The sequence below is a fragment of the Sphaerochaeta sp. PS genome (genome assembly GCF_032144095.1).
Taxonomy (GTDB): domain Bacteria; phylum Spirochaetota; class Spirochaetia; order Sphaerochaetales; family Sphaerochaetaceae; genus Sphaerochaeta.
In genome coordinates, this window is the sequence record NZ_JAVSNJ010000001.1 from 426,620 (window position 1) to 452,345 (window position 25,726).

General features: G+C 52.5%; 21 protein-coding genes, 1 tRNA gene and 2 pseudogenes. 9 read left to right on the plus strand and 15 right to left on the minus strand.

The features are described from left to right. Positions 1-13: 13 nt before the first annotated feature. The 5 genes and pseudogenes from ROJ03_RS02040 to oppB form a co-directional block, all read right to left on the minus strand. Positions 14-1,099, minus strand: coding sequence for an oligopeptide/dipeptide ABC transporter ATP-binding protein (locus ROJ03_RS02040; RefSeq protein WP_313725324.1), 1,086 nt, complete (start codon positions 1,097-1,099; stop codon positions 14-16). Then, complete coding sequence (locus ROJ03_RS02045) at positions 1,099-2,145, minus strand: ABC transporter ATP-binding protein (protein WP_313725325.1); 1,047 nt, start codon at positions 2,143-2,145, stop codon at positions 1,099-1,101. Before ROJ03_RS02045 ends, ROJ03_RS02040 begins: the two co-directional genes overlap by 1 nt. Positions 2,146-2,156: 11 nt before the next feature. Beyond that, a pseudogene (locus ROJ03_RS02050) lies at positions 2,157-2,879 on the minus strand (ABC transporter permease); the annotation flags it as partial. A gap of 669 nt (positions 2,880-3,548) precedes the next feature. Continuing rightward, positions 3,549-3,761, minus strand: a pseudogene (locus tag ROJ03_RS02055) (ABC transporter permease); the annotation flags it as partial. Positions 3,762-3,772: 11 nt separating this feature from the next. Then, positions 3,773-4,702 carry an oligopeptide ABC transporter permease OppB gene (oppB, locus tag ROJ03_RS02060; RefSeq protein ID WP_313725326.1) on the minus strand — a complete coding sequence of 310 codons (930 nt, stop codon included), beginning with the start codon at positions 4,700-4,702 and terminating at the stop codon, positions 3,773-3,775. 304 nt (positions 4,703-5,006) lie between these two features. On the opposite strand from oppB, the gene rimO reads away from it, so the two are divergent. The 7 genes from rimO to ROJ03_RS02095 all read left to right on the plus strand — a co-directional run bounded on the left by rimO (position 5,007) and on the right by ROJ03_RS02095 (position 11,760). Beyond that, entirely contained in the window at positions 5,007-6,353 is a 1,347-nt protein-coding gene (rimO, locus tag ROJ03_RS02065) for a 30S ribosomal protein S12 methylthiotransferase RimO (RefSeq protein WP_313725327.1), read from the plus strand. Continuing rightward, positions 6,346-8,622, plus strand: a complete 2,277-nt coding sequence (locus ROJ03_RS02070; RefSeq protein WP_313725328.1) for a UvrD-helicase domain-containing protein — start codon at positions 6,346-6,348, stop codon at positions 8,620-8,622. The genes rimO and ROJ03_RS02070 overlap by 8 nt, the downstream gene beginning before the upstream one ends. A 163-nt stretch (positions 8,623-8,785) precedes the next feature. Next, the gene (locus tag ROJ03_RS02075; protein WP_313725329.1) at positions 8,786-9,463 is read left to right on the plus strand and encodes a glutamate-1-semialdehyde aminotransferase; all 678 of its coding nucleotides are present in this window, start codon (positions 8,786-8,788) and stop codon (positions 9,461-9,463) included. A gap of 130 nt (positions 9,464-9,593) precedes the next feature. Next, positions 9,594-10,022, plus strand: a complete 429-nt coding sequence (rplM, locus tag ROJ03_RS02080; protein WP_313725330.1) for a 50S ribosomal protein L13 — start codon at positions 9,594-9,596, stop codon at positions 10,020-10,022. Between the two features lie 14 nt (positions 10,023-10,036). Continuing rightward, complete coding sequence (gene rpsI / locus ROJ03_RS02085; RefSeq protein WP_313725331.1) at positions 10,037-10,453, plus strand: 30S ribosomal protein S9; 417 nt, start codon at positions 10,037-10,039, stop codon at positions 10,451-10,453. 3 nt (positions 10,454-10,456) lie between these two features. Further along, entirely contained in the window at positions 10,457-11,053 is a 597-nt protein-coding gene (locus ROJ03_RS02090) for a regulatory protein RecX (RefSeq protein WP_313725332.1), read from the plus strand. Positions 11,054-11,097: 44 nt separating this feature from the next. Beyond that, positions 11,098-11,760: a phosphatase PAP2 family protein gene (locus ROJ03_RS02095; protein ID WP_313725333.1), complete on the plus strand. Its 663-nt coding sequence runs from the start codon at positions 11,098-11,100 to the stop codon at positions 11,758-11,760. Between the two features lie 72 nt (positions 11,761-11,832). Here ROJ03_RS02095 and ROJ03_RS02100 read toward each other — a convergent pair whose 3' ends face one another. Next, complete coding sequence (locus tag ROJ03_RS02100) at positions 11,833-12,453, minus strand: DUF2202 domain-containing protein (protein WP_313725334.1); 621 nt, start codon at positions 12,451-12,453, stop codon at positions 11,833-11,835. Between the two features lie 461 nt (positions 12,454-12,914). On the opposite strand from ROJ03_RS02100, the gene ROJ03_RS02105 reads away from it, so the two are divergent. Then, positions 12,915-14,009 carry an HTH domain-containing protein gene (locus ROJ03_RS02105; protein ID WP_313725335.1) on the plus strand — a complete coding sequence of 365 codons (1,095 nt, stop codon included), beginning with the start codon at positions 12,915-12,917 and terminating at the stop codon, positions 14,007-14,009. Positions 14,010-14,145: 136 nt separating this feature from the next. Here ROJ03_RS02105 and trpB read toward each other — a convergent pair whose 3' ends face one another. The 7 genes from trpB to trkA form a co-directional block, all read right to left on the minus strand. Beyond that, positions 14,146-15,429 (minus strand): tryptophan synthase subunit beta, encoded by a 1,284-nt coding sequence (gene trpB / locus ROJ03_RS02110; protein ID WP_313725336.1) that lies wholly within the window; start codon positions 15,427-15,429, stop codon positions 14,146-14,148. A gap of 179 nt (positions 15,430-15,608) precedes the next feature. After that, positions 15,609-15,923, minus strand: coding sequence for a thioredoxin (gene trxA / locus ROJ03_RS02115; RefSeq protein ID WP_313725337.1), 315 nt, complete (start codon positions 15,921-15,923; stop codon positions 15,609-15,611). A gap of 267 nt (positions 15,924-16,190) precedes the next feature. Next, positions 16,191-16,880 carry a DNA alkylation repair protein gene (locus tag ROJ03_RS02120; protein WP_313725338.1) on the minus strand — a complete coding sequence of 230 codons (690 nt, stop codon included), beginning with the start codon at positions 16,878-16,880 and terminating at the stop codon, positions 16,191-16,193. After that, positions 16,877-18,010 carry a glycerate kinase gene (locus tag ROJ03_RS02125; protein WP_313725339.1) on the minus strand — a complete coding sequence of 378 codons (1,134 nt, stop codon included), beginning with the start codon at positions 18,008-18,010 and terminating at the stop codon, positions 16,877-16,879. Before ROJ03_RS02125 ends, ROJ03_RS02120 begins: the two co-directional genes overlap by 4 nt. Before the next feature lie 125 nt (positions 18,011-18,135). Continuing rightward, positions 18,136-19,512, minus strand: a complete 1,377-nt coding sequence (locus tag ROJ03_RS02130; protein ID WP_313725340.1) for a GntP family permease — start codon at positions 19,510-19,512, stop codon at positions 18,136-18,138. Positions 19,513-19,583: 71 nt separating this feature from the next. After that, positions 19,584-21,041: a potassium transporter TrkG gene (locus ROJ03_RS02135; protein ID WP_313725341.1), complete on the minus strand. Its 1,458-nt coding sequence runs from the start codon at positions 21,039-21,041 to the stop codon at positions 19,584-19,586. A gap of 5 nt (positions 21,042-21,046) precedes the next feature. After that, positions 21,047-22,390: a Trk system potassium transporter TrkA gene (gene trkA, locus ROJ03_RS02140; protein ID WP_313725414.1), complete on the minus strand. Its 1,344-nt coding sequence runs from the start codon at positions 22,388-22,390 to the stop codon at positions 21,047-21,049. Positions 22,391-22,654: 264 nt separating this feature from the next. On the opposite strand from trkA, the gene ROJ03_RS02145 reads away from it, so the two are divergent. Further along, positions 22,655-22,727 (plus strand) — tRNA-Met (locus ROJ03_RS02145). 145 nt (positions 22,728-22,872) lie between these two features. On the opposite strand, the gene ROJ03_RS02150 is transcribed toward ROJ03_RS02145, so the two are convergent. Together ROJ03_RS02150 and ROJ03_RS02155 are read right to left on the minus strand one after the other, a co-directional pair. Continuing rightward, on the minus strand, positions 22,873-24,165 hold the full coding sequence (locus ROJ03_RS02150) for an NAD(P)H-dependent oxidoreductase (RefSeq protein ID WP_313725342.1): 1,293 nt from the start codon (positions 24,163-24,165) through the stop codon (positions 22,873-22,875). A gap of 43 nt (positions 24,166-24,208) precedes the next feature. Continuing rightward, positions 24,209-25,699, minus strand: a complete 1,491-nt coding sequence (locus ROJ03_RS02155) for a hypothetical protein (RefSeq protein ID WP_313725343.1) — start codon at positions 25,697-25,699, stop codon at positions 24,209-24,211. Positions 25,700-25,726: the final 27 nt, after the last annotated feature.

Genomic DNA, 25,726 nt, shown 5'->3' on the forward strand with positions numbered 1-25,726 from the left:
TATTTCTGTAGGATTATGTGGTGGGCTGCTGTGCCTTCAGTTTTGCCGCATCTGCAAGGGCATCTTCCATGCTGATCTTGCTGACATCCTGCTTGGTGTAGAGCCAGCAGGCAACCTTGTGCTTGTCGCTGATGTCGAACATCGGTGGCAGGTGGCACGAACACCAGGGCATTTTCTTGGGACAACGGTCATAGAAGTAGCAGCCTGCACGTTCCCTGTCTGGGGACGGGACATCGCCGGTGAGGATGATCCTCTTCCGTTCACGCTCCACCTTGGGGTCAGGGATCGGGGCAGCAGAGAGCAAGGCGACAGTATAGGGGTGCTTTGGTGAGTCATAGAGCTGGGTTGCCTCTGAAATCTCAACGATCTTGCCCAAATACATGACTGCGATGCGTGTGCTGATATGCTGGATTACCGCCAGGTCGTGGGCGATGAAGAGGTAGGTGAGGCCGAACTCTTTCTGCAAATCACCCAGCAGGTTCAATATCTGTGCCTGGATCGAGACGTCAAGAGCTGATACCGGCTCATCTGCCAGGATGATCTTGGGGTTGAGTGCCAAAGCTCGGGCGATGCCGATCCTCTGCCGCTGTCCCCCGCTGAATTCGTGGGGATACCGGTTCTTGAACGCCTTGTTCAGCCCTACACGCTCCATGAGGTCCTCGACCCGAATTTCCATCTCCTGGGAGGTCATGGGCTTGTCCAGAAGCTTTCTGTTGTTGTAGATGACCATCGGTTCAGCAATGATGGAGCGTACTGTCATCCTGGGGTCGAGAGAGGCATAGGGATCCTGGAATATCAGCTGCATCTCCTTCCTTGCCTTGAGCATGGTTCGGCTGTCGGCCTCTACGAGGTCAATGCCGTTGAATATGACGCTTCCGCTGGTTGGCTTGTAGAGCTGGGCAATCGATCGGACAGTTGTGGATTTTCCACAGCCTGATTCTCCCACGATCCCCAATGTCTCCCCGGGATATATGTCAAAGGAAATCCCATCGACTGCACGAATCGCTCCAACCTGTCTGTTGAACAGTGTGCCGGTCTTGATGGGGAAGTGCTGCTTGAGATCCCTTACTTCCAAAAGGGGCTTGTCTGTTGTTGCCATTATGCCTTCTCCTGTAGTGTGGCATCCTGCAATGCCTGTTCCTTGGTTTTCTCATCAAGGTAGAGCCAACAAGATACCTCATGGGCATTGCCCAGGTCTTTTACCGGTGGATAGGCATGACGGCATACCTCCATGGCCTTTTGGCATCTTGGGTGGAACGGGCAGCAGGGAGGTAGGTCGATGACGTTAGGTGGCTGTCCTTCAATGGAGAAGAGTCGCTCATTCTTTTTTGCCGTATCCATCCGGGGAACACTCTTGATGAGCCCCTCGGTGTAAGGGTGGGAGGGCTTTGCATAGAGTTCCTCGGTTGAGGCCGTCTCGACAATGCGTCCTGCATACATGACACATACCTTGTCACACATGCCGGCAACCACGCCAAGGTCGTGGGTTACCAGGATGACTGCGGTTCCCATCTGTGCATTCAGTTTTGCAATGAGTTCGAGGATCTGGGCCTGGATGGTTACGTCCAGAGCAGTGGTTGGCTCATCGGCGAGCAAGACCTGGGCATCGCAGGAAAGGGCCTGGGCGATCATGACACGCTGGCGCATCCCGCCTGAGAACTGGTGGGGATAGCTGTTGATCCTTCTCTCTGGGGAAGGGATGCCTACAAGCTTGAGCATCTCGATGGAGCGCTCAAGGGCCTCTTTCTTGGTTACCCCTGGATTGTGCAGCCTGATGGTCTCGATCATCTGTGTCGAGATCCTCAAAAACGGGTTGAGGCTGGTCATGGGGTCCTGGAAGATCATGGATATCTTGTCCCCCCGGATGTTGCGCATCTCGGCTTCGCTCAGCTTGAGGATATCCTCTCCTTCAAAGAGCACCTGCCCGCCGACAATCTTGCCTGGAGGGGAGGGGATGAGGCGCATGATGGAGAGGTTGGTGACGCTCTTGCCGCTACCTGACTCCCCTACGATCCCCAGGGTCTCCCCTTCATGGATGGTAAAGGAAACTCCGTCGACAGCCTTTACGATGCCGGCGTCTGTCTTGAAATAGGTCTGCAGGTCCTTGACTTCGAGGACCGGTTTTGCATTGGGTTTCAAACTCATTCTTCGTCCTCCTAAAGTTGGTTCTTGCTTTGCGGATCGAAAGCATCTCTCAGGCCATCACCAAAGAAGTTCATGGCAAAGAGGAAAATGGTCATTGCGATGGCTGGGAATACCAGCTTCCAGGGATAGAGCGTCATGCCGTTCACCGCATCGCCTACCAGAGAACCCCAGGATGCATAGGGTGCCTGAACTCCCAATCCCAGGAAGGAGAGGAACGACTCCTGCATGATGAAGGCAGGGACCCTGAGGGTCGAGTAGACAATGATGACGGAGAGGGAGTTGGGCACCATGTGGCGGAAGATGATCCTTCCTGTCGAGGCTCCCATGCTCTTTGCCGCTTCTACGAACTCGCTGTTCTTCAGGCTCATGATCTGGCCTCGGACCATACGGGCTACGGTTAGCCAGCTGACCATGGCCAGGGCAACGAAGAGGTTCATGATGTTCCTGCCGAATATAGCCATGAATATGATGACCAGCAACATATAGGGAAGGCCGTACATGATGTCTACGATACGCATCAGGATAAAGTCGATCTTTCCCCCCAGGTATCCGGCAAGGGCGCCGAACACGATGCCGATGAGCACGCTGGTAATAGTTCCCACAAGGCCGATGGCGATGGAGACCTGCCCGCCATAGATGATGCGGCTGAGCATATCCCTTCCACTGTAATCCGTTCCCAGCAGGTAGTGGCGGCTATGCTTCTTGGTCGCAGCAATATCAGCTGTAAGGTTTTCGGAGAGGGTGATCTTCGTCTTTATGGGGAAGGCTACGGTGCCGTCCTTGATATCCTGCTTGAGTGTCTTTTCGGCATTCTTGGTGATGGATGTCTTGATCTTGCCCAACAGGTTGGCCTTGCCGGTGGAGGCAAGTCCTTTTTCCCCTTGGGAGAGCATCTCCATCTCTAGGGACGACTGGTACTCCTCTTCTGTCAAACCGGGGCTGGTTCCCTTGATGGTGTTCATTACCTGGGCCCGCATATCCTGGATGACCTGATTTTCGATGGTCGGGATATCCAGCCCTACGATGGCAGCGTAGACAGGGAGGATCTCCTGGTAGGAGAGTTTGGCAAGGTTCTGGGTCTTTCCGGTTGCGGGGTCTTTCCAATAGGTCTTATCTACGGTGACGATGAACTCGGTATCGATGCGGTCCTGTAATTTCTCGATGGTACGTGTATCTGCAGCGCTGAATGTAAAGGTTCCGGCGTTTTTCTGTCTCTCGCCTTCAAGCAGGCAGAAGGTCCAGACCTTATTGTTCTCGTTGTCCTTGATCCACTGCTTTATCTGGGCCGACTCTGCTTCAGTCATTACAAGGCTGCCGCCTCTCCAGGCCTTGAAATAGAGGTCCTGCAGCCTGGCCTCCATCATCAGCTCCCCTGCCGTCTTGTTCAAGGTAGGTCTGAGGTGCTGGTGGTCGAGGATGATCTGGTCATAGGGGTAGATGGGAAGGAAGGCTGCAAAGGTCGCAAGCAAGGAGTAGACGATGACAATGACCATGCCGATAACTGCCATCTTGTTTTTCTTCAGCCGTCTCCAGGCATCCTTGCCCAGGCTGTTTCCAACAACCACCTGGTCGAATTCATTGAGGGGTGCCTCTTTCTTTTTCTTTAGTGCTATCATGAGGGTCACTCCTATTTGTAGGTGATTCGGGGGTCGAGCTGGGCGTATACGACGTCTACGATAAAGTTCATTACCACCAGGATAAGCGAGTAGACGATGACGACACCGACGATCAGGGTATAGTCCCTGTTGAAGGAACTCTGTACGAAGAATTTTCCCAAGCCCGGAACACGGAATATCTGTTCGACCACGATGGAGCCGGTGATGATTCCCGCAAAGGCTGGTCCAAGATAGCTGACGATCGGCAGCATCGCACCCTTCATGGCATGCTTGAAGATGATGGAGGAGTTCTTCATCCCCTTGGCCTTTGCCGTGCGGATGTAGTCGCTTCGCAGGGTGTCGAGCATGGAGGATCGGGTCAGCCTTGCAATATTTGCAAAGTATTCAAAGGAGAGGGAGACCGCAGGCAGGATGATGGTAAGGTATCCTTCGCCTGTAGTGTACCACCCACTGGTAGGCAACCATTTCAGCTTCATCGCAAAGATGAGCTGGAGAACCGGGGCTATGACAAACAGGGGTATGGATATCCCTATGACCGCTACACCCATACTGAGGTAGTCGACCCAGGTATTTTGCCTGACGGCGGCGATGATTCCTGCCGATATGCCGAACGAGAGGGCCAGGAACATGGCGCACAAACCCAGTACTATGGATTTGGGAAGGCTGTTGAAGATGTAGTAGTTTACATCATAATCCTTGTACTTGAAGGAGGGGCCAAGGTCGCCACGAAGGATGTCGAACATGTACCTTCCATACTGCTGAACAAGCGGCTCGTTCATATGATACTTTGCTTCAATATTGCGTTTTACCACTTCTGGGAGGTTCCTTTCGGTAGCGAATGGACCTCCTGGGGCAACACGGACAATAAAGAAGCTTAGGGTGATGATGATCAATAACGTAGGGATTATCCCTAAAAGACGATTCACGATATATTTGGTCATTCGCTTCCTCTTGAGAGACTGGATTGCATGGAGAATGGGCCGTTTGCCATTTGTCACACAGCATTTCTGATACTATACCAACTTCTTTATTTATGCAAGAATCATCAACAGCATGCAAAATGAAAAGCAAAAGTATAAAGATAAAAGCAATCATGATATATAGTTAAATTAGTTTAACTTGGTGTTTTTCTATACGGATTTTGTAATTGTGTCACTATAATCCAATGGAGATACAGGTGTATTATTTCCCGCCTGTTCTATGCTACTGTAAGTGTTCGGCCCTATATCGCAGGAGAAAGAAATTATGAAAAAACTCTATCTGGAGAACCTTGGCTGCTCGAAGAATCAGGTTGATGCTGAGACCATGCTGAACCTTCTTGCAGAAGATGACTATATACGAACGGACGACCCGACAGAAGCGGATGTCATGCTTGTGAATACCTGTGGTTTCATTGAAAGCGCGCGCGAGCAGTCGATCGAGTCTTTCTTTTCACTTCACGAAACCAATCCCCAGGCAAAGATATTGCTTACCGGTTGCATGGCCCAGCGCTATGCACAGGACCTGAGCGAGGAACTGCTGGAGGCCTCGGCTATCTTTGGCAACCGCGACCTTTCCAAGATACGGGAGGTCGTCGACAGGGTGGTCAACGGGGAGAGGGTGGTGGAAACCTATGCCTATCCCCCGGTCAAGGAGGAGGTCTATGAGCGCAACGAGCTGCTCTCGTTTCCCGGCAGTGCATACCTGAAGATCAGCGAAGGGTGCAACCATCGCTGTTCCTATTGTGCAATCCCGCTCATCCGTGGCTCCCTGCGTTCCCGTCCGATGGAGATGATCCTTGAGGACGCACGGAGGCTTCTGGACAGGGGCATCAGGGAACTGAATCTCATAGCCCAGGACCTGGCCGCCTTTGGTACCGATACCGGCGATGGCTCAAGCCAGTTCATGGAGCTGCTGAAGCGTCTTGTGGCATTGGAGGGAAATTTTGTCCTTCGTCTTCTCTATATCCATCCTGATGCATTTCCCCCCGAACTGCCCCAGTTCATAGTGGAGAACCCGAAAGTGCTCCCCTATTTTGACATCCCGTTCCAGCATGCGGCAACATCGGTGCTGAGAAGCATGGGAAGGACAGGGACGAAGGAGAGCTATCTGGCCCTCATCGAGTCCATTCGCTCAACAGTCCCCGGTGCGGTCATCCGCTCGACCATCCTGCTTGGCTATCCAGGGGAGGATGCCCAAGCCTTTGCAGAGCTGCAGGATTTCCTCAAGAAGGCCCAGCTCGATTGGATGGGCTCCTTCCTCTACAGTAGGGAAGAGGGGACCAAGGCCTTTGGGCTGAGAGGGGAGAAGGATCACGACAAGGCCCATACGGTAGCCGCCAAATACCAGAAAAAATTGGAGGCCTTGCAGCAGCCGATCACCGTCAGCCGCCTGGAGCAGTTTGTCGGCAAGGAGTACGATGTCCTTATTGAAGAGAAGATCCAGGAAGAGGATCTGGCAATAGGAAGGATCTACTCCCAGGCCCCTGAGGTCGATGGCCTGACTGTGGTGATGGGTAGGGACCTTGTCCCAGGCTCTGTCGTGAGATGTGGAATACGTGCGGTAAAGGGCCTGGACCTTGAGGCCGTAGTTTTGGAGCGTGTTGATGGCTAATATTGATGCTTTGCTTTCCCAGTTGAATTCGGACCAGAAGGAGGCAGTGCTGGAAAACAGCTCTCCGCTTTTGGTGCTCGCAGGTGCAGGATCGGGCAAGACCCGGGTCATTACCACCAAGATTGCCTATTGCATCGAGGAGCTGGGCATCCCCGCCTACAAGATCCTTGCAGTCACCTTTACCAACAAGGCCGCAAAGGAGATGCGCGAACGGGTTGAGCTGCTGCTCGGCCGTGACCCAAGGGCTGAGGATGTCACCATCCGTACCTTTCACTCCTTCGGGGCCTGGTTTTTGAGGCGATTTGGATCCGCCATAGGCTTGGGATCCAACTTCACCATCTATGATGATGACGATTCGCTCTCGTTGCTGGCCTCCTGCTATCCCAACCACAAGAAGCGCGAACTCGACCCAGTCATGCGCAAGATCTCCTACGCCAAGGACCGGGGCCTGGGCTACAATGACAACCTTACCAGCCTGAAGGCCGATGCAACCTTTCCCAGGATGTTTGAATCCTACGAGACAAAGATGAGGAAGGTCGGCAATGTTGACTTTGCCGACCTGATCGGACGCAGCATCGAGCTGCTTGATGCATCCCCTGATGTCCTCTCCTGGATACACAACCGCTTCCAGGTCATCCTGGTGGATGAGTACCAGGACTCCAACATCGCCCAGTTCGAGCTGCTGCGCCGCCTAGTGGGGCCCAATTGCTTTATCTGTGTTGTGGGTGATGACGACCAGAGCATCTACCGCTTCCGTGGGGCGGAGGTCCAGAACATCCTCTCCTTTCCCGAGATCTATCCAGGGGCGAAGACGGTCAAGCTTGAACAAAACTACCGTTCAACCCAGAATATCCTGGACATCGCCAATACGGTGATAGCCAACAACAAGGGCCGTCATGCAAAGCGCCTGTGGACAGCCAATACCAAAGGCTCGAAGCCGACCCTGCTCTATGTGCAGGACGAGGCCGACGAAGCCCTTCGGGTGGGCAATATCCTGCTGCAGGACAAGAATTATGACGGCAGTGCAGTCCTCTATAGGACCAATGCCCAGTCGGTCGCATTCGAGACTACCCTCAAGCGGATGCGCATTCCCTACAAGGTGGTGGGTGCCCTGCAGTTCTACGACCGTGAAGAGGTCAAGGATGCCCTGGCCCTCCTGTTTTTGCTGACCAACAGCAAGGACGAGGTAAATTTCAGGCGCATGGTCAACAAGCCTCCCAGGGGAATCGGCGAAAGTGCGATGGAGACCATCCTCTCCTATTCCCCCCAGGCAGAGGGGGATGTCTTCTCCATGCTGGAACTTGCCATTCGATCGGGCAACCTCTCCTCCAAGGCAAAGAGTGGGGCAACCCAATTTATGGAGATGTACCAGCATGCAAACCGCATGGTCGACAGCGAAGAGCTGGTTGACTGTGTGAACTTCCTCATCAGGGATTCCGGCCTGCTTGGCCACTACCAGAAGATCGACAACCAGAACAGTACCGGTAAGGTCGACAACCTTGAGGCACTGGTCAACGCTTTGGCCTCCTACGACTCGTCCCGTGACGGCCTGTTGCTCTTCCTGGAGCAGCTCTGCCTCGACCCGACCACCCTTGGGAAGGAAGATCCCCGGGACAAGGCAGGGGTTACCCTCATTACGATGCACAACACCAAGGGCCTTGAGTTTGACCGGGTGTTCATAGCCGGCCTTGAGGAGGAGCTTTTCCCAGGTCGGGCAAAGGAGAGTGACGATGACATCGAGGAAGAGCGAAGAATCTTCTATGTCGCAGTTACCCGGGCAAGGAAGGAGCTCTACATGCTCTGTGCAAAAGCCAGGAAGATCTGGGGAAAGACCAGTTTCCAGCATCCCAGCCGGTTCATCGATGAGATAGCCTCCTCACAGATAGCGGTGCAAGGAATCCGTCCAGGTACCCTTGATGCCCTTGGAGAAGGGGGAGCCTATCGTGGACTCGGTAGCCTTGGCGAGAAACGGACCCATGCAACCAAGGAACGAAGCGATGGCTGGGGTAACTCAGGCGGGGCACTCATCCAGCAGGGGTTTGGCGCAAAGGCCAAGAGCTTCACCATGGCTGCCAACCATTCCGAGAAGGAGGGGGAGAGCCTCTATCCACTCGGGCAGAAGGTCTACAGCGACCAGTATGGGGAGGGTGAGGTGGTAAGCCTGAAGACCAGTGGGGACCGGGAGGTCATTGACGTCTGTTTTGTGGGGGGGAGAAAAGCCACCTTTATCAGCAAATTTGCCCAGCTTGAGAAAATTGGAGGTGAATGATATGCATGCTGGTGTGAAAGATACTAGACATGTTGCGTCCGAAAGATATACAATGCCTATCGTTGTCCGCGCACGGTCGTTCTACTTGTATGATCGATACGGCGTGAGATATCTCGATTTTTTCCAAAACCATGGCAGAGCCCTCCTTGGTCATCGTCCCGATATGCTGCAGCGTTCCATAAAGTCCACTGTGAGCCGGGGTCTGATCAGCGAATACCCTTCGGTATTTGAGGGAAGGCTCGAAAAACTACTGGCTAAACTGTTTCCTGGCTACTCGGATTTTCGGCTCTATGCTGATGCCCAGGTTGCCCGACAGGTGGCTATGATGGTGTCGCAAGATCCAATCTACGACCCAGCATGTTCACCTCCAACAGATCGTTGCCTAGTGTCCTATTGGCGTCCGTACCTAGAGGTCGGCGGGGCAGACTCCGTGTTGCTCTTCCCTATCCTACCTTTCCCAGGGAGTTTCATACCTCAGGTCGTATGCGTAAAGGATCCAACACTAGCAGCAGATTTGCCGCCTTCGGACTGTGTTTCACCGTTGCTTCTTGATTTGCTCATCAAGAGTGTTTCGGCCCTGATGCACAACCTCCAGTCGGATGAAGCAGTTGCCAAGCGCAAGGACAATCCCCTTGAGGGTTTGTTTGAGACGCGAGGTCCGTACGGAATGACGCACCTCCCGCCTTCGCGCTACAGGGAGTTCGCCCAAGAGGCCTTGAGCCTTAAGGTGGTCCTCCCTCCTTCAGCGGATATACCGCTTATCACCCCCGGAGAGTACTCCAAGGGAGATATAGCCCTATTCCTGAAGTTGGCAGAGCAGTTTGTAACAACCAATGGATAGACAGATGGCGGCATGGCTAGTTGCTGCACGGACTGCTTGACAGCATTCTGTGCGTATGGAATTATGTCTTTTGCTGTCCATAAACCAAAACACTACGTAAGGCTGATGCCTTGCAGAACAGGATGAATAGATGAAAACTATTTTTGTGAAACCGCTGACAGTTCAGAAGAAATGGTATCTGATAGATGCAGAGGGAAAGGAGCTCGGCAGAGTAGCTGTTGCCGCAGCACGCATCCTCCGCGGGAAGAACAAGCCCGAGTACGTTCCTCACCAGGATATGGGTGACTTTGTGATTATCATCAATGCTGAGAAGGCTGCCCTCACCGGCAACAAGTACCAGGACAAGATGTACTATCACCACTCCAACTTCCCAGGTGGCCTTAAGCAGACCAGCTATGCAGATATGATCAAGCGCAAACCAGTGTTCCCCATGGAACATGCCGTCAAGGGAATGCTTCCCCGCGGGCCGCTCGGTCGCAAGTTGTTCACCAACATGAGAGTGTATGCCGGTGCAAACCACCAGCAGACTGCTCAACAGCCAATTACGGTTGAAATTTAAGGTAGGAGCGGAATATGGCAAAGAAAAAAGAAGATAAGAAAGTTGTTGATCTTGGTCATGGCGTTGGACGCAGAAAGACCGCCATCGCCCGTGTCTACCTCAGAGAAGGTGATGGCAAGATCGTAATTAACGGTAGAGATGTCGATTCATACTTCGGGAACCCGATGTTGACCTTCATCGTCAAGCAGCCTCTGGTGGCTACTGATACTGTTACCAAGTACGACATGCTGATCAACGTTGTTGGTGGTGGCCCATCCGGCCAGGCTGGTGCTTGCCGTCATGGTATCTCCAGAGCCCTGGTTGCCCATGATGAAGCCTATCGCCCAGTACTGCATACCAGTGGATTCATGACTCGTGACTCCCGCATGGTTGAACGCAAGAAGTATGGCCAGCCCGGTGCTCGCCGCAAGTTCCAGTTCTCCAAGCGTTAGACTGTGTCTGCTACTATCGAGAGGAAGGCCTCCGGAGAAGGATATTTTATCCTTCAAGAGGGGCTTTCCCCTTTTTTTATCACCACACACCTATTTCTTTCCAGCCATCTGGAAGTTGGCCAGAAGATCTCAGACGAGATGGCCGACTCTCTGCGTGATGAACAGCAATCCCTCAATTGCCGTGAACAGGCCTTGGCCTATCTGGCCAGAAGGGAACATACCGGCCTTGAGCTTAGGCAGAAACTGCTGAAGAAAAACTATGCAGAACGACAGATCACCCAAACACTCGACCTTCTGTCCCAACAGAACCTGCTCAGCGAATACCGGTTCGCCCAATCGTACATTCTCAGCAGACAGAGGAAGAATCCTGAAGGGAAGGTCCTCCTGCGCCAGAGGCTCCTTGCAAAAGGGGTGAACCGTGAGGATGCCGAGCGTGCCCTCCAGGAAGCCTTCACCGAAGAGCTCCTCATTGAGGCTGTGGGGAAGGCATATGAGGTGGCCCTACGCAAGGATGATGCTGAAGTGGCCAGACAGAAACTGCAGAAACGGGGCTTTACCCTCTCGGAGATTCGGTTTGCCTTGGAAAGGATGGACGAGTAGCCCTATCCTGGCTACACTGATTCCTACATGGGGGAGCAATGCAGATGAAGAAGGCCAAAACGATTACGATGCTTATGGTGTTGGTCATGTCCCTTGGGTTTGTGACCCCCCTCTTTGCAACCAACTGGCTCGATAGCCAGGCTATCTTTCCCTATGACAAGAACCTCTCCCTTGCCAGTGATATCACCTCAGCCTTGACGGCAATCTCCCCGGCAGCCTTTGCCTTTGCCGCTCCTGCCTCCGACTGGGTAGGGATAGGCCTGACCTACGCCCCTACCTATCTTGCTTCCTATGGGATGAGGACCCTGCTCAAGGGTTCCATAACCCGGGAGAGGCCATACCAGCTTCCAGGAAACGATACTCTCCAACCTGAGGATACCACGGACTTCGGCCATTCATTCCCTTCCGGCCATACCTTGCTGGCCTTCAGTTCAGCTGCCTATACCCAGACGGTCTTCTCCCTCTACTATCCCGACTCCCCCTACAAGGGCGTGGTTACGGCAACCACCTGGGCTTTGGCTGCAACCACTGCAGTTCTGCGGGTGGCTAGTGGCAACCACTTTATCACCGATGTCCTGGCAGGAGCCGCAATAGGCTCGGTCATGGGCTTTTCCGGCCCCTATCTCTCCCATTTGCTGTTCAAGGACAAGGAGGGTTCTCCCACCCTTTTCATCGGCCCTACGGTGGGTATGCAGATACGCCTGTAGCCAGATAGTTCCGGTACAAGGGACAAATAGGGAGGGGCTGCCAGTAGGCAGCCCCTATCCATGTCCTCTCTCTTACCGGTACAGGATGGAATCCAACCGCTCTTGTGAAATATAGTTCGGACTATAGGCAATCCTGTACCTGGCAAGCTGTCTAGAGAACGAACGCATGTGGTTTTCTGACCCTCTCAAGAGATTTGTATAGACGGCTATGGCCCCTGGGTCAGTGGTCTGGGAAAGATAGGTTTCCAGATCATGGATGTCTAGATCCTCAATGATGGAGCCGACGATAAGTCCATCCTGGGGGGATCTTGATCCTTGTGCTACCAATGAGGTATAGAGCGAGGCCAGGTCGGTATTTTGGAACTCACCAGGTTTAGCACCAATGGCCGGGTCCACGAGTTGGTTGGCTTCGATCAGGAGAGCGATGGCGTCCATGTGCATCTGCTCACTTCTTGCAATATTGGAGAAAGTCCTGATCCCCCATATCTCATACAGGGCAAGATAGACATCGCGGGCGAGTTTCTCCTCTTCCCTCATGTAGAGGATTCCTGCAGAATCGGAAGGGAGGCCAAGGGTTGGCTCCACAGCCGCTGGAAGATTCTGCACTTCACTGATGGGCTCTGCACCCAGAATTCCTAAAGCACCCATGCCCAGTACGGCGACGAGCAATACAATTTTTTGAAACGTTTTCATGATCTGTCCCTTTGCTATGGCCAGCCTGGCTAGCCGTGCATTCTGTTCGATATGGTCACTTGACCAATCCCTGCCAACGCCTTGAGCTGGCAGGCTCTATGGCCCAAGCATAGTGGGCTACCATGGAATGGGCCTGGTCGTAGGATAAAGATTGGGTAAAGTTGCTGGTTTCCGAACAAAGGAAATACACACAATGCAACAGGAAAGAGGAGCATCACCCTTGTAGCCATTCTCTTGTGATAAAAAATTGCTTTTGGACTGGTTGGGTAACATTGGCCCAGTATCCATACAAAATTGTCATCCCGCCTATCTGGCATGCTCGGATAGGGGAGTGTGCTTCCTTGGGTGGATGCATTCCTTTTCTGTGACAACTTCTTTTTCCTCCATCGAAATCAGCCTACCCGTGCTGATGTTCCCTTGCATCCTCAATACCCTCTTTGCCGTTAGCCAAGGGGGATTCAATGGCTACAATTGCTCCCAAAGGAGGGTTGGTAGAAAATCCTCATCCTCAATGTTTTTTTGTTGTAAGTTTCATTATATTTGACAAGTTTCATTACCTATGGTACTTTACAACTAGTATGAAACAAAAAAATGCAAAAATGGTGCAATACTTGAAATCTCTTTTTGGCAAGGATGTAAAAGTCCGAGACTATACATTTCCAGGCAATATTCCACTATATTTAGAAGAGGGATATCGTTTCCAAACGGCAAGCATACAGGGTAATAGTTTCATTACAATGGAACCAACAACAAACGGGTATAGGTTGCCTACACTGGTCAAGCATCTTGCCAAAACTTCTCAGCTATCAGGTCTTAGCTCTGCTTTAGTCGTTCCATCTCTTCGCTCAAACCAACGCAGCGCTCTGCTATCGCAAAAGGTTCCTTTTGTGGTGCCAGATGCGCAATTATACCTCCCATTCGTAGGGTGTGCATTCACTGAAAAGAAATCGAACATGCTAAGGTTACCAGAAGCTATGGCACCGGGAACTCAACTTGTTTTTCTCTATCTTTACTATAGAAAATCCAGTTATGCAGTAACTGCCTCGGAGCTGGCAATGGAGCTGAAGCTCTCAAAGGCAACGATTACAAGAGCTATCAGTGCTCTTGAGCAACTTGAGCTGCTATCAATCAGGGTAGAAGGTACTAAAAAGCTACTTACCCTATCCATTGCATCAAAGCGTGAGCTTTTAGAGGCTGCAAAGCCTTATTTGCAATCGCCAGCACATAAAACAATCTATCTTTCAAAAGAACCACAAAAGGCGCTTCTTGGAGGTCTCTTGGCTTTGAGCAGTCAGACTATGCTGTCAGCAACGCAAAAGGACGGCTGGTATGTTGTATCGATGAGCCAGGCAAGGGAGCTAGAGTCTGATGAGATTAGCGAAATGGATTTCCTTGACTTTGGTGGCTTTCCTATTGAGATCTGGAGATATGATCCAGCATTACTTTCAAGTGGTAAGACTGTTGATGATATATCTTTGATTTTGAGTTTCACCCAAGAGTTAGACGAAAGAACTGAACAGGCACTACAGGTAGTGAAGGAGAAAGTTGCATGGTAATAGAGATTGGGTACCATCCTTACTCTCCCTCCATGGTGGCTGTACGGGATGAAATCTAGGGAGGGCAAGGAACAGGCTCCCTTTCGGGAGCCTGCATATCCATGATGGAATATCGGATTTTACGCTATTTGCACGCTCATTTGCTTTTGATGTGGCTCAGGAACTCGTCAAATCCTGTTGCCTGTTCTTCTGGCTCATAATCCACAAGAGGGTAGTTCTCCATCACAAAGTCGATGTCCTTGTCACCACGGCCTGAGAGATTGACCAGGATCTTGCTCTCCTTTGGCATGGTTTGGGCCAGCTTGATCGCATAGGCGACAGCGTGTGAGGACTCCAGGGCCGGGATGATGCCCTCCATGCGGCTCAGCCCATAGAAGGCTTCGACAGCCTCACGGTCGGTGGCGCTCTGGTAGTCGACCCGTCCGATGGTCTTCAGAAAGCTGTGCTGTGGTCCTACCCCGGGGTAGTCCAAGCCGCTGGCGATGGAGTAGACGGGAAGGGCTTCACCCTTCTCATCCTGCAGGAGGTAGCTCTTGAACCCATGGAGGATACCGACGCTGCCCTTGGTAAGGGTTGCCGCATGGAAGGGGGTATCGAGGCCCTTTCCGGCAGGTTCGACACCGTAGAGCTTTACCTGCTTGTCATCAAGGAAGGCACTGAAGATGCCCATGGCATTGGAACCACCACCTACACAGGCGACGATGGCATCAGGGAGGGTTCCAGTCATCTCCTTGAACTGTTTCTTGGCCTCAACACCAACGATGGACTGGAAATCACGGACCATCATGGGGAAGGGGTGGGGACCGACTACGGAGCCAATGCAGTAGATCTGGTCGATGGGGTCTTCCAGGTAGGCTTCGAAGGCAGCATCCACTGCATCCTTGAGTGTCTGTGTCCCACGCGTCACCTCAACGACCCTGGCACCCAGGACCTTCATCCGGCTTACGTTCGGGGCCTCTTTCTTGATGTCGACCGCTCCCATGTAGATGTCACATTCAAGTCCCAGTAGTGCTGCTGCAGTGGCAAGGGCCACCCCATGCTGGCCTGCACCGGTCTCTGCAATTACCTTTTTCTTTCCCATCTTCTTGGCAAGGAGCACCTCTCCGATACAGTGGTTGATCTTATGGGCCCCGGTATGGTTCAGGTCCTCTCTCTTGAGGTAGATCTGTGCCCCTCCTACGCTCTCGGTAAGGCGTTTGGCAAAGTAGACAGGGGAAGGTCGTCCAATGTAGTGTATCTGCAGGTAGCTCAATTCCTCGAGGAATGCAGGGTCAGTTACGATCTCTTCATACGCCTTGGTGACGTCATCCATTACCTTCTGGAGCTGTGGGGGGATGAACGAACCTCCGAACTCTCCGAAGTTGCCATCCTTGTCAGGAAGATTGGTAGTGTTGATCTCTTTGGTAATTGCGTTTTGCATGATAGGCTCCTTATGGTTGGCTATGTTACTGTATATAGAAACACTATGTCAAGCAAAACCTCATAAAATTATATATTTTTTTTTCTGGTTGTGTAGCTTTTTATATTGTAAGATTTTAAAAAACAGGAGCCTGCAATGGTCTCCCATAGCAGGCTCTTTGCACTTGATCGTTGGACAGATTAGATCCCGAGTGCTTTCTTCAGGGCATCAGCATCACGGACGCCGACAGCCTTGTTTACTACCTTGCCGTCCTTGTAGAAAAGGAGGGTAGGGATGGACTGGACGCCGAATGTTGCGGCGAGTTCGCCCTCTTCGTCAACGTTGACCTTGCAAATCTTGGCCTGGGTCTCGGAAATTTCCTTGTCGAGCTTCTCGAGGATGGTACCCTGCATCTTGCAAGGACCACACCAGCTTGCCCAGAAATCCACTACTACGGGAACGGTGCTCTTCAGGACCTCTGCTTCATATGTCTTCTGTGTTACGTGTTTAATCATTTTCATCTCCTACTATCTATACTATACAAACAATTTCTCATGTCGTACAGTAAAAGTAATACTTTTATTTGATAATGGCAACTACTTTCAGGGCAAAATAGCTATTCCAACTCCCGCCTCTTTTTGTGGCATCCCCTTATGGCTTGCAAAAAGAATCCCAGACTGGAACCCTTTATGGGTTTGCTAGGCTAAGGAAGGGCTGTCCTGTGCTATCTTTGATGCATCGGTTGGGCCGTCGGTGTGCCAAACTCCTGAAGCTGGGGAGGCTCAGCGCATGGAGCGCAACACTGCCTTGTCCCCGTCGCTGACCCTAAAGGACTCGATGCTTTTCTGTATAGCCTTTTTTCTCACCTCTTCAGGGAGTATCCCCTTCTTGAGGTACCCTAGGGTAAGGTCCCTCTGCTTTGCCATGGCGGTTGCAAACACCCAGGCAATACCCATGTTGACATAGTAGTGGTCGCTCTTGATGGCTGAAAGCAGGCTCAATACCTTCGGGGTATATAGGTCGGTGAGGTAGCAGCACATCAGGGTGATGGTTGCAAACCGGATGTCCCAGGGGTTTGGGGAGTCCAGATACCGGATGATGGAGGGCCAGTAGCCATCCAGATCCTTTTTGGGTGCGACAAAACTGGAGCTGAGTGCGTCATTGGTGGCCCAGCTGTCGTTGTAGGGCAGCAGTTTTTCCAGATACGCCAGGGTAGTAGATCTGTCGAGCTTCAGGAGGCCAAACACCTTGAAGGCAAGGATGACCTCCTCATAGCAGACGGAAGGGTAGAGAAGAAAATCATCAAGGAAAGCCAGGTCCTCCTGCTTGGCAAACTCCTTTGCCAGGCGGGTGAGGTGAGGGGTCCTGACGCCCAGGATCTCCCGTTCGCTGATCTTCAGCTTGAGGGAGAACCGGGCATTGGAAGGCTCCTCCAGCGGGGCAAGCCTTCCAAGCAGGATCGCTTGGTTCATAGTCCCATGCGCTTGAGAAAGCGCATCAGGTTGTCTACGGTCTTCTCCATATCCTGGTGGGCACGGGTCTTGGCAATCTTGAAGTCCACCGCGAGGCGGTTGATGGAGAAGATGGCACTGACACCCTCTTCGTAGGCTCCCTCGACGTCGTCGGAGATATCCCCAACTACGGCTACAACGGGAACATTGGCCTTCTTTGCCCTTCTTGCGACACCGATGACAACCTTGCCACGAAGGGACTGGCTGTCGATCTTTCCCTCGCCGGTAAGTACCAGGTCAGCGCTCTTGAGAAGGTTGGCGAAATTCACGGTATCGAGGACTGTCTCGATGCCCATCTGCAGATGGGAACCGAAGAAGGCGGCCATGCCTCCTCCCATACCACCGGCGGCACCGGAACCTGCTATAGCCTGCACGTCGATCTTGCAGTCGCGCTTGATAACTTTGGCTAGGCTTTCCAGGTTTGCGTTGAGGATTTGGACCATCTCGGGGTTTGCTCCCTTCTGGGGCCCGAAAATATAGGCAGCGCCGGTTTTCCCGTAGAAGGGGTTGTCGATGTCACACATGGTGGTGATTGAGACATGCTCCAGGGCCTTGTCGAGGCCAGAGCAGTCGATCGAGGCAACGGCATTCAGGGTTCCCCCTGTTGGGATGAAGGACTTTCCTGTCTCGTCCCTGAAGATGACACCACAAGCGGCGGCGGCTCCACAGCCCCCGTCGTTGGTTGCACTTCCTCCGAGCCCTACGATGATCTCCTTGCAGCCACTTCTTGCCGCGTCGAGGATCAATTCGCCTACACCATAGGTGGTTGTCTTGTCAGGGTAGAGCTCATCTCCTACCAGGGGAAGCCCTGCGCAGGCTGCCATCTCGATGACGGCGGTAGTTTTTTTCACCACCCCATAGAAGCCTTCCATGTTCTTGCCAAAAGGACCTTGCACGGTCAGGTATTTTTTCTCGCCACCGAGGGCTTGGAGGAATGCGTCGACACTTCCCTCCCCACCATCTGCGACGGGAATCTGCTTTACCATTGCATCGGGATAGTGGATCTTGATGGCTCTGTCCATGATGCTACAGATCTCTTCGGAACTCATGGTTCCCTTGAATGAATCGGGGATCAAGAGGATGTTTTTCATCTTCGGCTCCTATAAAATATCAGCAGCCCTGTATCAGGAGCTGCCAATGTAGTGCATTGTAAAAAAATCCAGATACGTTTCTGGAAAGGTGCCGGAAATTTGCACTTCCGGCACTTCTGTCAATCTTACAGCAAAAATAGGGAAAGAATCCAGATGAAAATCATAGAAGCAATACCCATTAACAGGGTTACCATGGTCTGTGTCTTGTATCCATCCTCAGGTTTCATCCCTCCAAAGTTGGTTACCACCCAGAAATAGCTGTCATTGGCATGGGAGACAGTCATGGCTCCGGCGCCAATTGCCATAACGGTGAGTACTGCTGCCAAAGGAGTGCTCAGGCCAAGGGCCGCCATCATGGAACCACCTTCCAGGAAGCTTCCCATGATGCCTGCCGTTGTCGTGATGGCAACAGTTGAGGAACCTTGGGCTGACTTGAGGATTGCTGAGATAAGGAAGGGGAAGAAGATTCCCACCATGCTCAACGCTGCAGCATGTTCATTCATGTATCCCACAAACCCTGCACTTGCGATTACCTTTCCCAGGACACCACCGGCTGCGGTGATGAAGAGGATCGGGCCGACCACTTTCATGGTATCGGTTGTCATCGAATTGAAGTCACGGATCTTGCCGCTATGCATAAGCAGGATGACGCCGAAAAGCAATCCGACGGTCAGTGCTATGATGGGGCTGCCGATGAACTTGCTCAGGGCAGCGACGTTTCCTGTCCAGCCGAGGGCGGCAGCAAGGGAGCCAAGAGCCATGCAGAGGATAGGGATAAGGATCGGGGCAAGGGCCAAAAATCCATTGGGGAGCTTGCCAAAGCTTTTCAGCAATGAATCATAGTCCTGTCCATCCAGGTCTTGGGTCTCATCTTCGGCGCTACGGACACGCTTGCCAATGTAGTTTGCATAGAAGTAGGCGATGATCAGGGAGGGAATTGAGACAACTGCACCAAGGACGATTACCATGAATAGGTTATCCCCTATGCCAAGGGTGCCAGCAGCTGCAATGGGCCCTGGGGTAGGAGGTATGAATACATGGGAGGTGTACAGGCCGGCGGAGAGGGCAACTGTCATGGCGACAGAAGAAAACTGGGTTTTCTTTCTCAAAGCCTTTCTGATTGGGTCCAGAATGACAAAGCCACTGTCACAGAACACGGGGATGGATACTACCCAACCCATGATTTCCATGGCAAGCTGAGGTCGTTTCTGCCCGACGAGCCGGACAACCATCTCGGCGAGCTTCAGGGCGGCCCCTGTCTTCTCCAGGATGGTCCCGATGAGGGCCCCGAGGATGATGACAATACCGATGCTGCTGAAGATGCCACTAAAACCAGAGCCAATGGTAGTGGGGATATCCTTAAGCGGGATACCTACTACAATGGCCAGAACGAGTGAGACCCCCATCAGAGCCAGGAAGGGGTTCACATTCCACTTGGAAATTGCCACGATCATGATTGCGATTGCAATGATGAACGTAATGATCAATGCTATTCCAGACATACATTCCTCCTAATGAATTTTTGAGTAGTATATCACGGGGAAAGCAGCATTGGGGGTAAAGTTATAACCAGTTAGCGTCTCCAGAACGCTTTGGTGAAGAGTGCGTAGACAGTAAACAGCTCCAGCCTTCCTACCAGCATCAAAAAGGAACAGACCCATTGAATGGAGGAGGGGAAGATGCTGAAGTTTCCTGTGGGTCCGACCTGCCCAAACCCGATGCCGATGTTTCCCAGGCAGAGGAATGAGGCGGCAAAGCTGGTGAGCATATCGACACCGCTGAGGGAAATGAGTACTGACCCCAGGACACCGGTAGCAATGTAGACACCGAAGAAGGTGGAGATCGAGAGCAGGAGCTCCGGCCTCATCGTGTCCAAGCCAACCCTGATCTGGAAAATACCCTTGGGATGGATCCTCTGGCTGATGTTTGCCTTTGCCATCTTGAACAGGGTTGCAACGCGTACCACCTTGATGCCTCCTCCGGCCGAGCCTGCACACCCCCCTACAAAGAAGAGCAGCAGCAATAGCATCTGGGAGAATGCGGGCCAGTTGACATAGTTTGCCGTAGCGAACCCGGTGGTGGTGATGATCGAGGCGCTCTGGAAAGCGCTGAAGCGCAGGGATTGCCAGAATCCCCCGTAGGTGTTTGCCCTGCTGAGGGTGATGGCCGACAGCAGTGAGACCCCTGTCCATATCCCCAGGTAGACCCGTAGCTCCCCATCCTTCCAGACCGATTTGAGCTTTCCGGCGAATGCCTTGTAGTAGAGGGCGAAGTTGGCCCCTGCGATCATCATGAAAACTGTCACCACGATGTCGACATATGCACTGCTGAAGGTTCCTATGGAGGAGTTCTTTACACAAAATCCTGCCGCTGCCATAGTGGAGAAGGTGACGGTGATCGCATCATAGAGGGTGAGTCCCCCAAAGAGGAGCAACACGGTCTCCAGCAGGGAGAACAGCAGGTAGATCAGCCAAAGGATGGCTGCTGTGGTCTTGATCTTCGGAGTGAGCTTGTCCTTGGTCGGTCCTACTGACTCGGCCCCTACCAGCAGGGTTCCGCTCACCCCAAGGGCAGGAAGCAAGGCCACGAAGAGCACCACGATGCCCATCCCTCCCAGCCAGTTGGTTTCAGAACGCCAGAAAAGGATCGATTTGGGCAGGCCCTCGATCTCGGTAAGCACAGTTGCCCCCGTGGTGGTGAATCCACTCATGATCTCAAAGTAGGCACTGCTGTAGTTTATGTAGGCTCCACTTGCTACCAGAGGGATGGCACAGATGGCAGTTCCAAGTATCCAGGTGAAGGTTACAAACAGATACCCGTCCCGTGCAGCAAGCTTGTGGGAATCGATGTTCCTGGTAAGGAAAAGGATTGAGCCGCAGAAGATGGCCATCACCGCATATGCGACAAGGAAGCCCTGCAGGGCAGCCGTCTCATGGAGGTAGAGGGCAATGATGGTGGGAAAAGCCATGAAGAATCCGAGAACCAGCTGTATGACGGCAAGAAGCCTGAAGTCTTGTTTCCAGTTTATCATAGCGGCTAACCAAAAAGCTTCTGTATGAAGTCTGTAGAGTCGCGCGTCCCAGCAACGATTACCGTGTCGCCTTCGTGAAGGACTGAGTGGCCTGTCGGGATAACACTTTTGCCGTTCTTGTCGGTAAGGCCGGCCACAATGGCTTTTTTCTTCATGTTTATCTCACTCAACTTCTTTTTGCACACTGCACAGGTACCGTTTATGGAGAATTCAAAGATTTCCAGCTGGCCGTTGAACAGGCTATGCAGGCTTGCCACATTGGTACCCCGCAAAAAGCGTAGCAACGATTCAACGGTCGTATCGGTTATGGAGATGACCACATCGATATCCAGGTAGGATGCGAGGCGGGTATAGTTGTTGTTTTGCCTGATCAAGGCCATCGAACGGGAGATGCCGATCCGTTTTGCATAGGAGGCTGTGATGATGTTCAGCTCGTCATTGTCTGTGAGCGCAATGAGCAGGTCATAGCTGCCCAGCTGCTCTTCCTGCATGATGTCCTCATCGGTGATGTCGGCCTTGATCACCAGCAGTTCAGGAAATCGTTCGGAAAACTGGTTGCAGGTATCTTCGTTCTGGTCGACCACGGTTACCTTCGACCTCATCGCCACCGTCATGCGGTTGAGCAGGGCGCGGGTTATGTTGCTAGCCCCCACCAATACGATCTTAGTAGGTTTCTTCTGGAGCTTGCCTACCGTCTTGAGTATGTCGGTGACCTCCTCCGAGTCCGCTACGATGGAGAGGGTATCCTTGGGTTCGATGGAGGTGGAGCCGGAAGGGACAAGGACTTTCCCGCCGCGGTTGATCGCAGCAATGACGAAGTCTGCCTTGAGCTTGTTTCGCATGTCCATCACCGAGGCCCCGATATAGGGGGAGAAGGGCTCGACATAGAAGTTGTAGAGCAACAACTTGGTATTGCTGAAGCCCAGGACGTTGCTGTATACCCCTTGCTCGATGGTGTTGAATATGTAGCGGGCGGCCTCTGCATTGGGATTGACGATGTAGTCGATGCCCAGCAAGCCCTCCTTGAGTCCGTCGGCCCCGGTATAGATGAGGCTTCTGATGGCTGCAACTGTCTTGGTGTTCTTGAAGGTGGAGGAGACAATCCCGCAGGAGACCAGGTTGATCTCATCGCTATTGGTCACTGCTATGAAAGCCTCTGCATTCTCGCAACCGGCCTCGATAAGCTTTGCGATGTCCGTCCCGTTTCCCATGATGCCCAGGCAATCGAGTTTTGCCACTGCGGTGGCTACACGCTCGTGGGAACTGTCTATGATGACTACGTCCTTTTGCTCTTCTATAAGAAGTTTGGCTAGGCTAAGGCCTCGCCTACCTGCACCAAGGATGACAATTTTCCTGCTCGTATACTGCTCCTCACATCCCGTGCCTTGCCCTCAGACGGGAGAAATCCCATTTCCCAAACCCTGAGGCAAATGCGCGTGTTTTCACAAATACCAAGCATACCAGAAAGAAAAGGTTTGCGAAAGTGGGAGGGCTTTGCTGCATGCATTGCAACATATTTGTCCTACTGACAATATATTAGGCTAATTGCACCTAATTTTTTCAACCCTGTTGACAAGAGTTTGGTATTGCCCTATTCTTGGTAAGAAATTCGACGCAGGGTGGAGCAGTTGGCAGCTCGTCGGGCTCATAACCCGAAGGTCGTAGGTCCGAGTCCTACCCCTGCTAAACAGTTGGTCTGATGAATGGACTATCGATTGTACAAAGGTACACGATAGGACGGCGATTCCTGATTCTACCAAGTTCTGGCAACTTGTTGAGGCGACAATGGTCGCACGGCGGGTTGCCTTTCTCTTTTGTATGGGGCAATCGTTCAATTTTCAACATACGGCCTGGCATGGAAAGCCTTCCTGATGCCATGGTTCGCCCCCTCCTTCTTCCAGAAGAACTGGGCCCCAAACCGAAACAAAGCTGAGGGATACTGTGGCTTGGCCAGCAATTCGACAGCCTGTTGGGGGATTGCCTGCCCGTGGCTCAATGCTTCAGAAGCAAGGTCCAATGCCGCCCTGATGGCCAGGGTGGAGCTTCCCCACTTTGCAAGTGGTTTGTCCCCCAACCCATGCCTTCCCCCAAGAGCCATCCCACCGCCCCACACAAAGCCCGCCTCCTTGCAGAATTGGGAAAGGAGTGCCAACACATTGTCCATCTGTGAGGCCTCGGGGAACCCGCAATTGACCAGGGCCACCAGGTGGGGAGCCTTGGTGTCTGGATGCGTTTTTCGATGGCTGGAAAGCCTCTCTAGAAAATCTATGACCGGGGCTGGAAGGGTATCGATATAGAGAGGGAAGGCCAGGACCACGAGATCGACCTCAGCGATGGTCGAGAACAGCAGCCTCTCTGCCTCCTCACCCTTTGGCCTTCCATAGAGTTGGACCGTTTTAGTCCGTATGGCTTCTTGGTTCAGCCTTGAGCAGAGATAGGTTCCCAGGCAAAAGGAGGTGCTTTGGCTCTTCCTTGGGCTGCCTACCAGGAGCAGGGTCTTTGCAGGGGTTTCCGCTCCTGTGGAAGCATCGAAGGATTTCCGTCTCTCTAGGTGGTTTGGCAGGGGTTCTGCTCTCGATCCCCCCAATGCCCGATCGATCGAGTTGCCGATCTCCTCGTCACTCTGGGTAGGATAGAACAGGTAACAACATGCCCTCCTTGCATTGAAGTTGATCGCATTCCTTCCAACCAGATGCCTGAAGATTTGCTCGGCCTGTGGGTCTTCTTTTTCTGCCCACCCAAATACGCAGAGGTTGGGATAGCTCTTGTACCGCCTCTTGTGGTGCGTCTCCCCCTGGACTTTGCAAAAGAAGGGGGAGAAGTCCTGGATCAGATGGTCCAGCCCCTGCTTGAGGTGGGAAGAGTAGCCGCCAAAGGTGAGAGGGGTCAGCAGTACCAGCAGGTCGCTTTGGACCATTGCCCTGGCAAGAAGCAGGTTGTCATCGTTGTTCTTGCAGATGCCTGGGGTTCTGGTCCAGCAACGGAACTCCCCTGCACAGGGAGCTATCGCCATCTTGCTGAGGACAAAGTGTTCTGCCTGACGGGTGGAGAGCAGTTGTAGGATCCGAGAGGCCATAGGATCGTTTGGTGACGAGCCATCGAACAGGGAAATCTTCATCTCCATTCTCCCACATCTCCTGCCTGCAATACAGGAGGAGCCTTTCCTTTTATGGTTTTCCTATTCCTATCCAATTCTTGAATCTCGTAAAGAGTGGGATCTTGGTGATGGGGAGAGTAGCTTCTGCCCTACACTGGGGATACCCATCCCAATGGCAGCTGACCTGTAGGGATGTTGCACTCTCCCTCGCAGGGATGGCCAACTCCAGGATCTCGGGCTGTCCTGGACGGAGGGTCACGGTCTTTGCATACCTCTCTTCTCCCTTGTTGTCCCGGACATTGCAAATGACAGGGATCTGTGTCTGCACGCCTTGGGAATTGGAAACAGAGAGGGAGAGGATGGCACTCTGCCCTTCCTCGATCGATTTGGGGCCCGTCAAGGTTAGCCTGACCGAGCTCACAATGTCGTTCTTGAGGGATTGGATGGATCCCTGGTGAGGGAAAAGAAGCTTTTCGACAGCCAACCCAAAGAACGAAGTGCCGATCAGGTCCTCGATTTTGTCAAGGACCTGTAATTGGTCAGTAACGGACGATTCAGGTTCGTAATACTCCACCAGGCTGTTCACCTGTTGGTAGAGCAGATCCATCTCTTGTTGGATCTCTGCCTCCCAAGCTGTTTTAGAAACTGCGAGCATGACATGGTAGGTTTCTGCTGTGGCTTCAGGGCTATCGAAATATTCCAGAAGGTTTTGATGTTGGGCCAGGAAAATCGGCACGTATCGAGAAATTTCAGCCCTGAGGGCGGATGAGGACATGGTGGAGGAGACCAGGACCCTGATAGGCTCATACTCCTTGAAGAGGTTGTCGGTCAGGAAAAGCTGGAATTGCTGCAGGGCTTGTTCCCTGGCCTGTTTCTGGTTGGTGGATGAAAGGCCTTCACTGATTTGGAAAAGGGTCGAATGGATGATTCTGGAGAACAGGAGGTCCCTTCTTGCCTTGACCATGGGTAGGAGAAATCCATAGGAACCATCAAATTTGCCCTCGACCATCGATCCCCACATGGTTGCTTGCAAGGAAGAGGTCGCCTCATTGAGGATGCTGATTTCCTGTATGGGTGACATGTCGGGGTAGCGTGGTGAAAGAAGGGATTCGACGATGATTTTTTCCTTGAGGATCTTTCTTGCCTTCTGGCCTTCCCATTCCGCCCTACTGAGGATTGCATAGGTGGTCTGCACTTTTTTTGAGGTGTAGGCTTCCTCTATGAAGATGATGTTTTCGAACTCCTGGTGGAGTGTCTCCTCAATGAGCTCCTCAAAGGTTGAAGCCTGCTTGTTGCCATCATCCATGGTTGAGGCCGATTTCTTGGAAAAGATTGTCGTCTGGATCTGGGAAGCCAGGTCGGAGATCGCAAGCATCTTGGCAGTTTGCCGTGCTGTTCCCCTGTCAGCACTCCTGCCCGTTCCGCTGCCGATATAGAAGTGTTCAGGTGGGTAGTGAGGCCTGTCGAACATTGGCTCTGGAGGGCTTATGCAGGAAGATGCCAAAAGAAGGATGAGGATACCTACTCCAAGCAAGCTGACATGGCCAACTTTGGCTTTCATGCTAGCATCATACCACGGGTGATAATT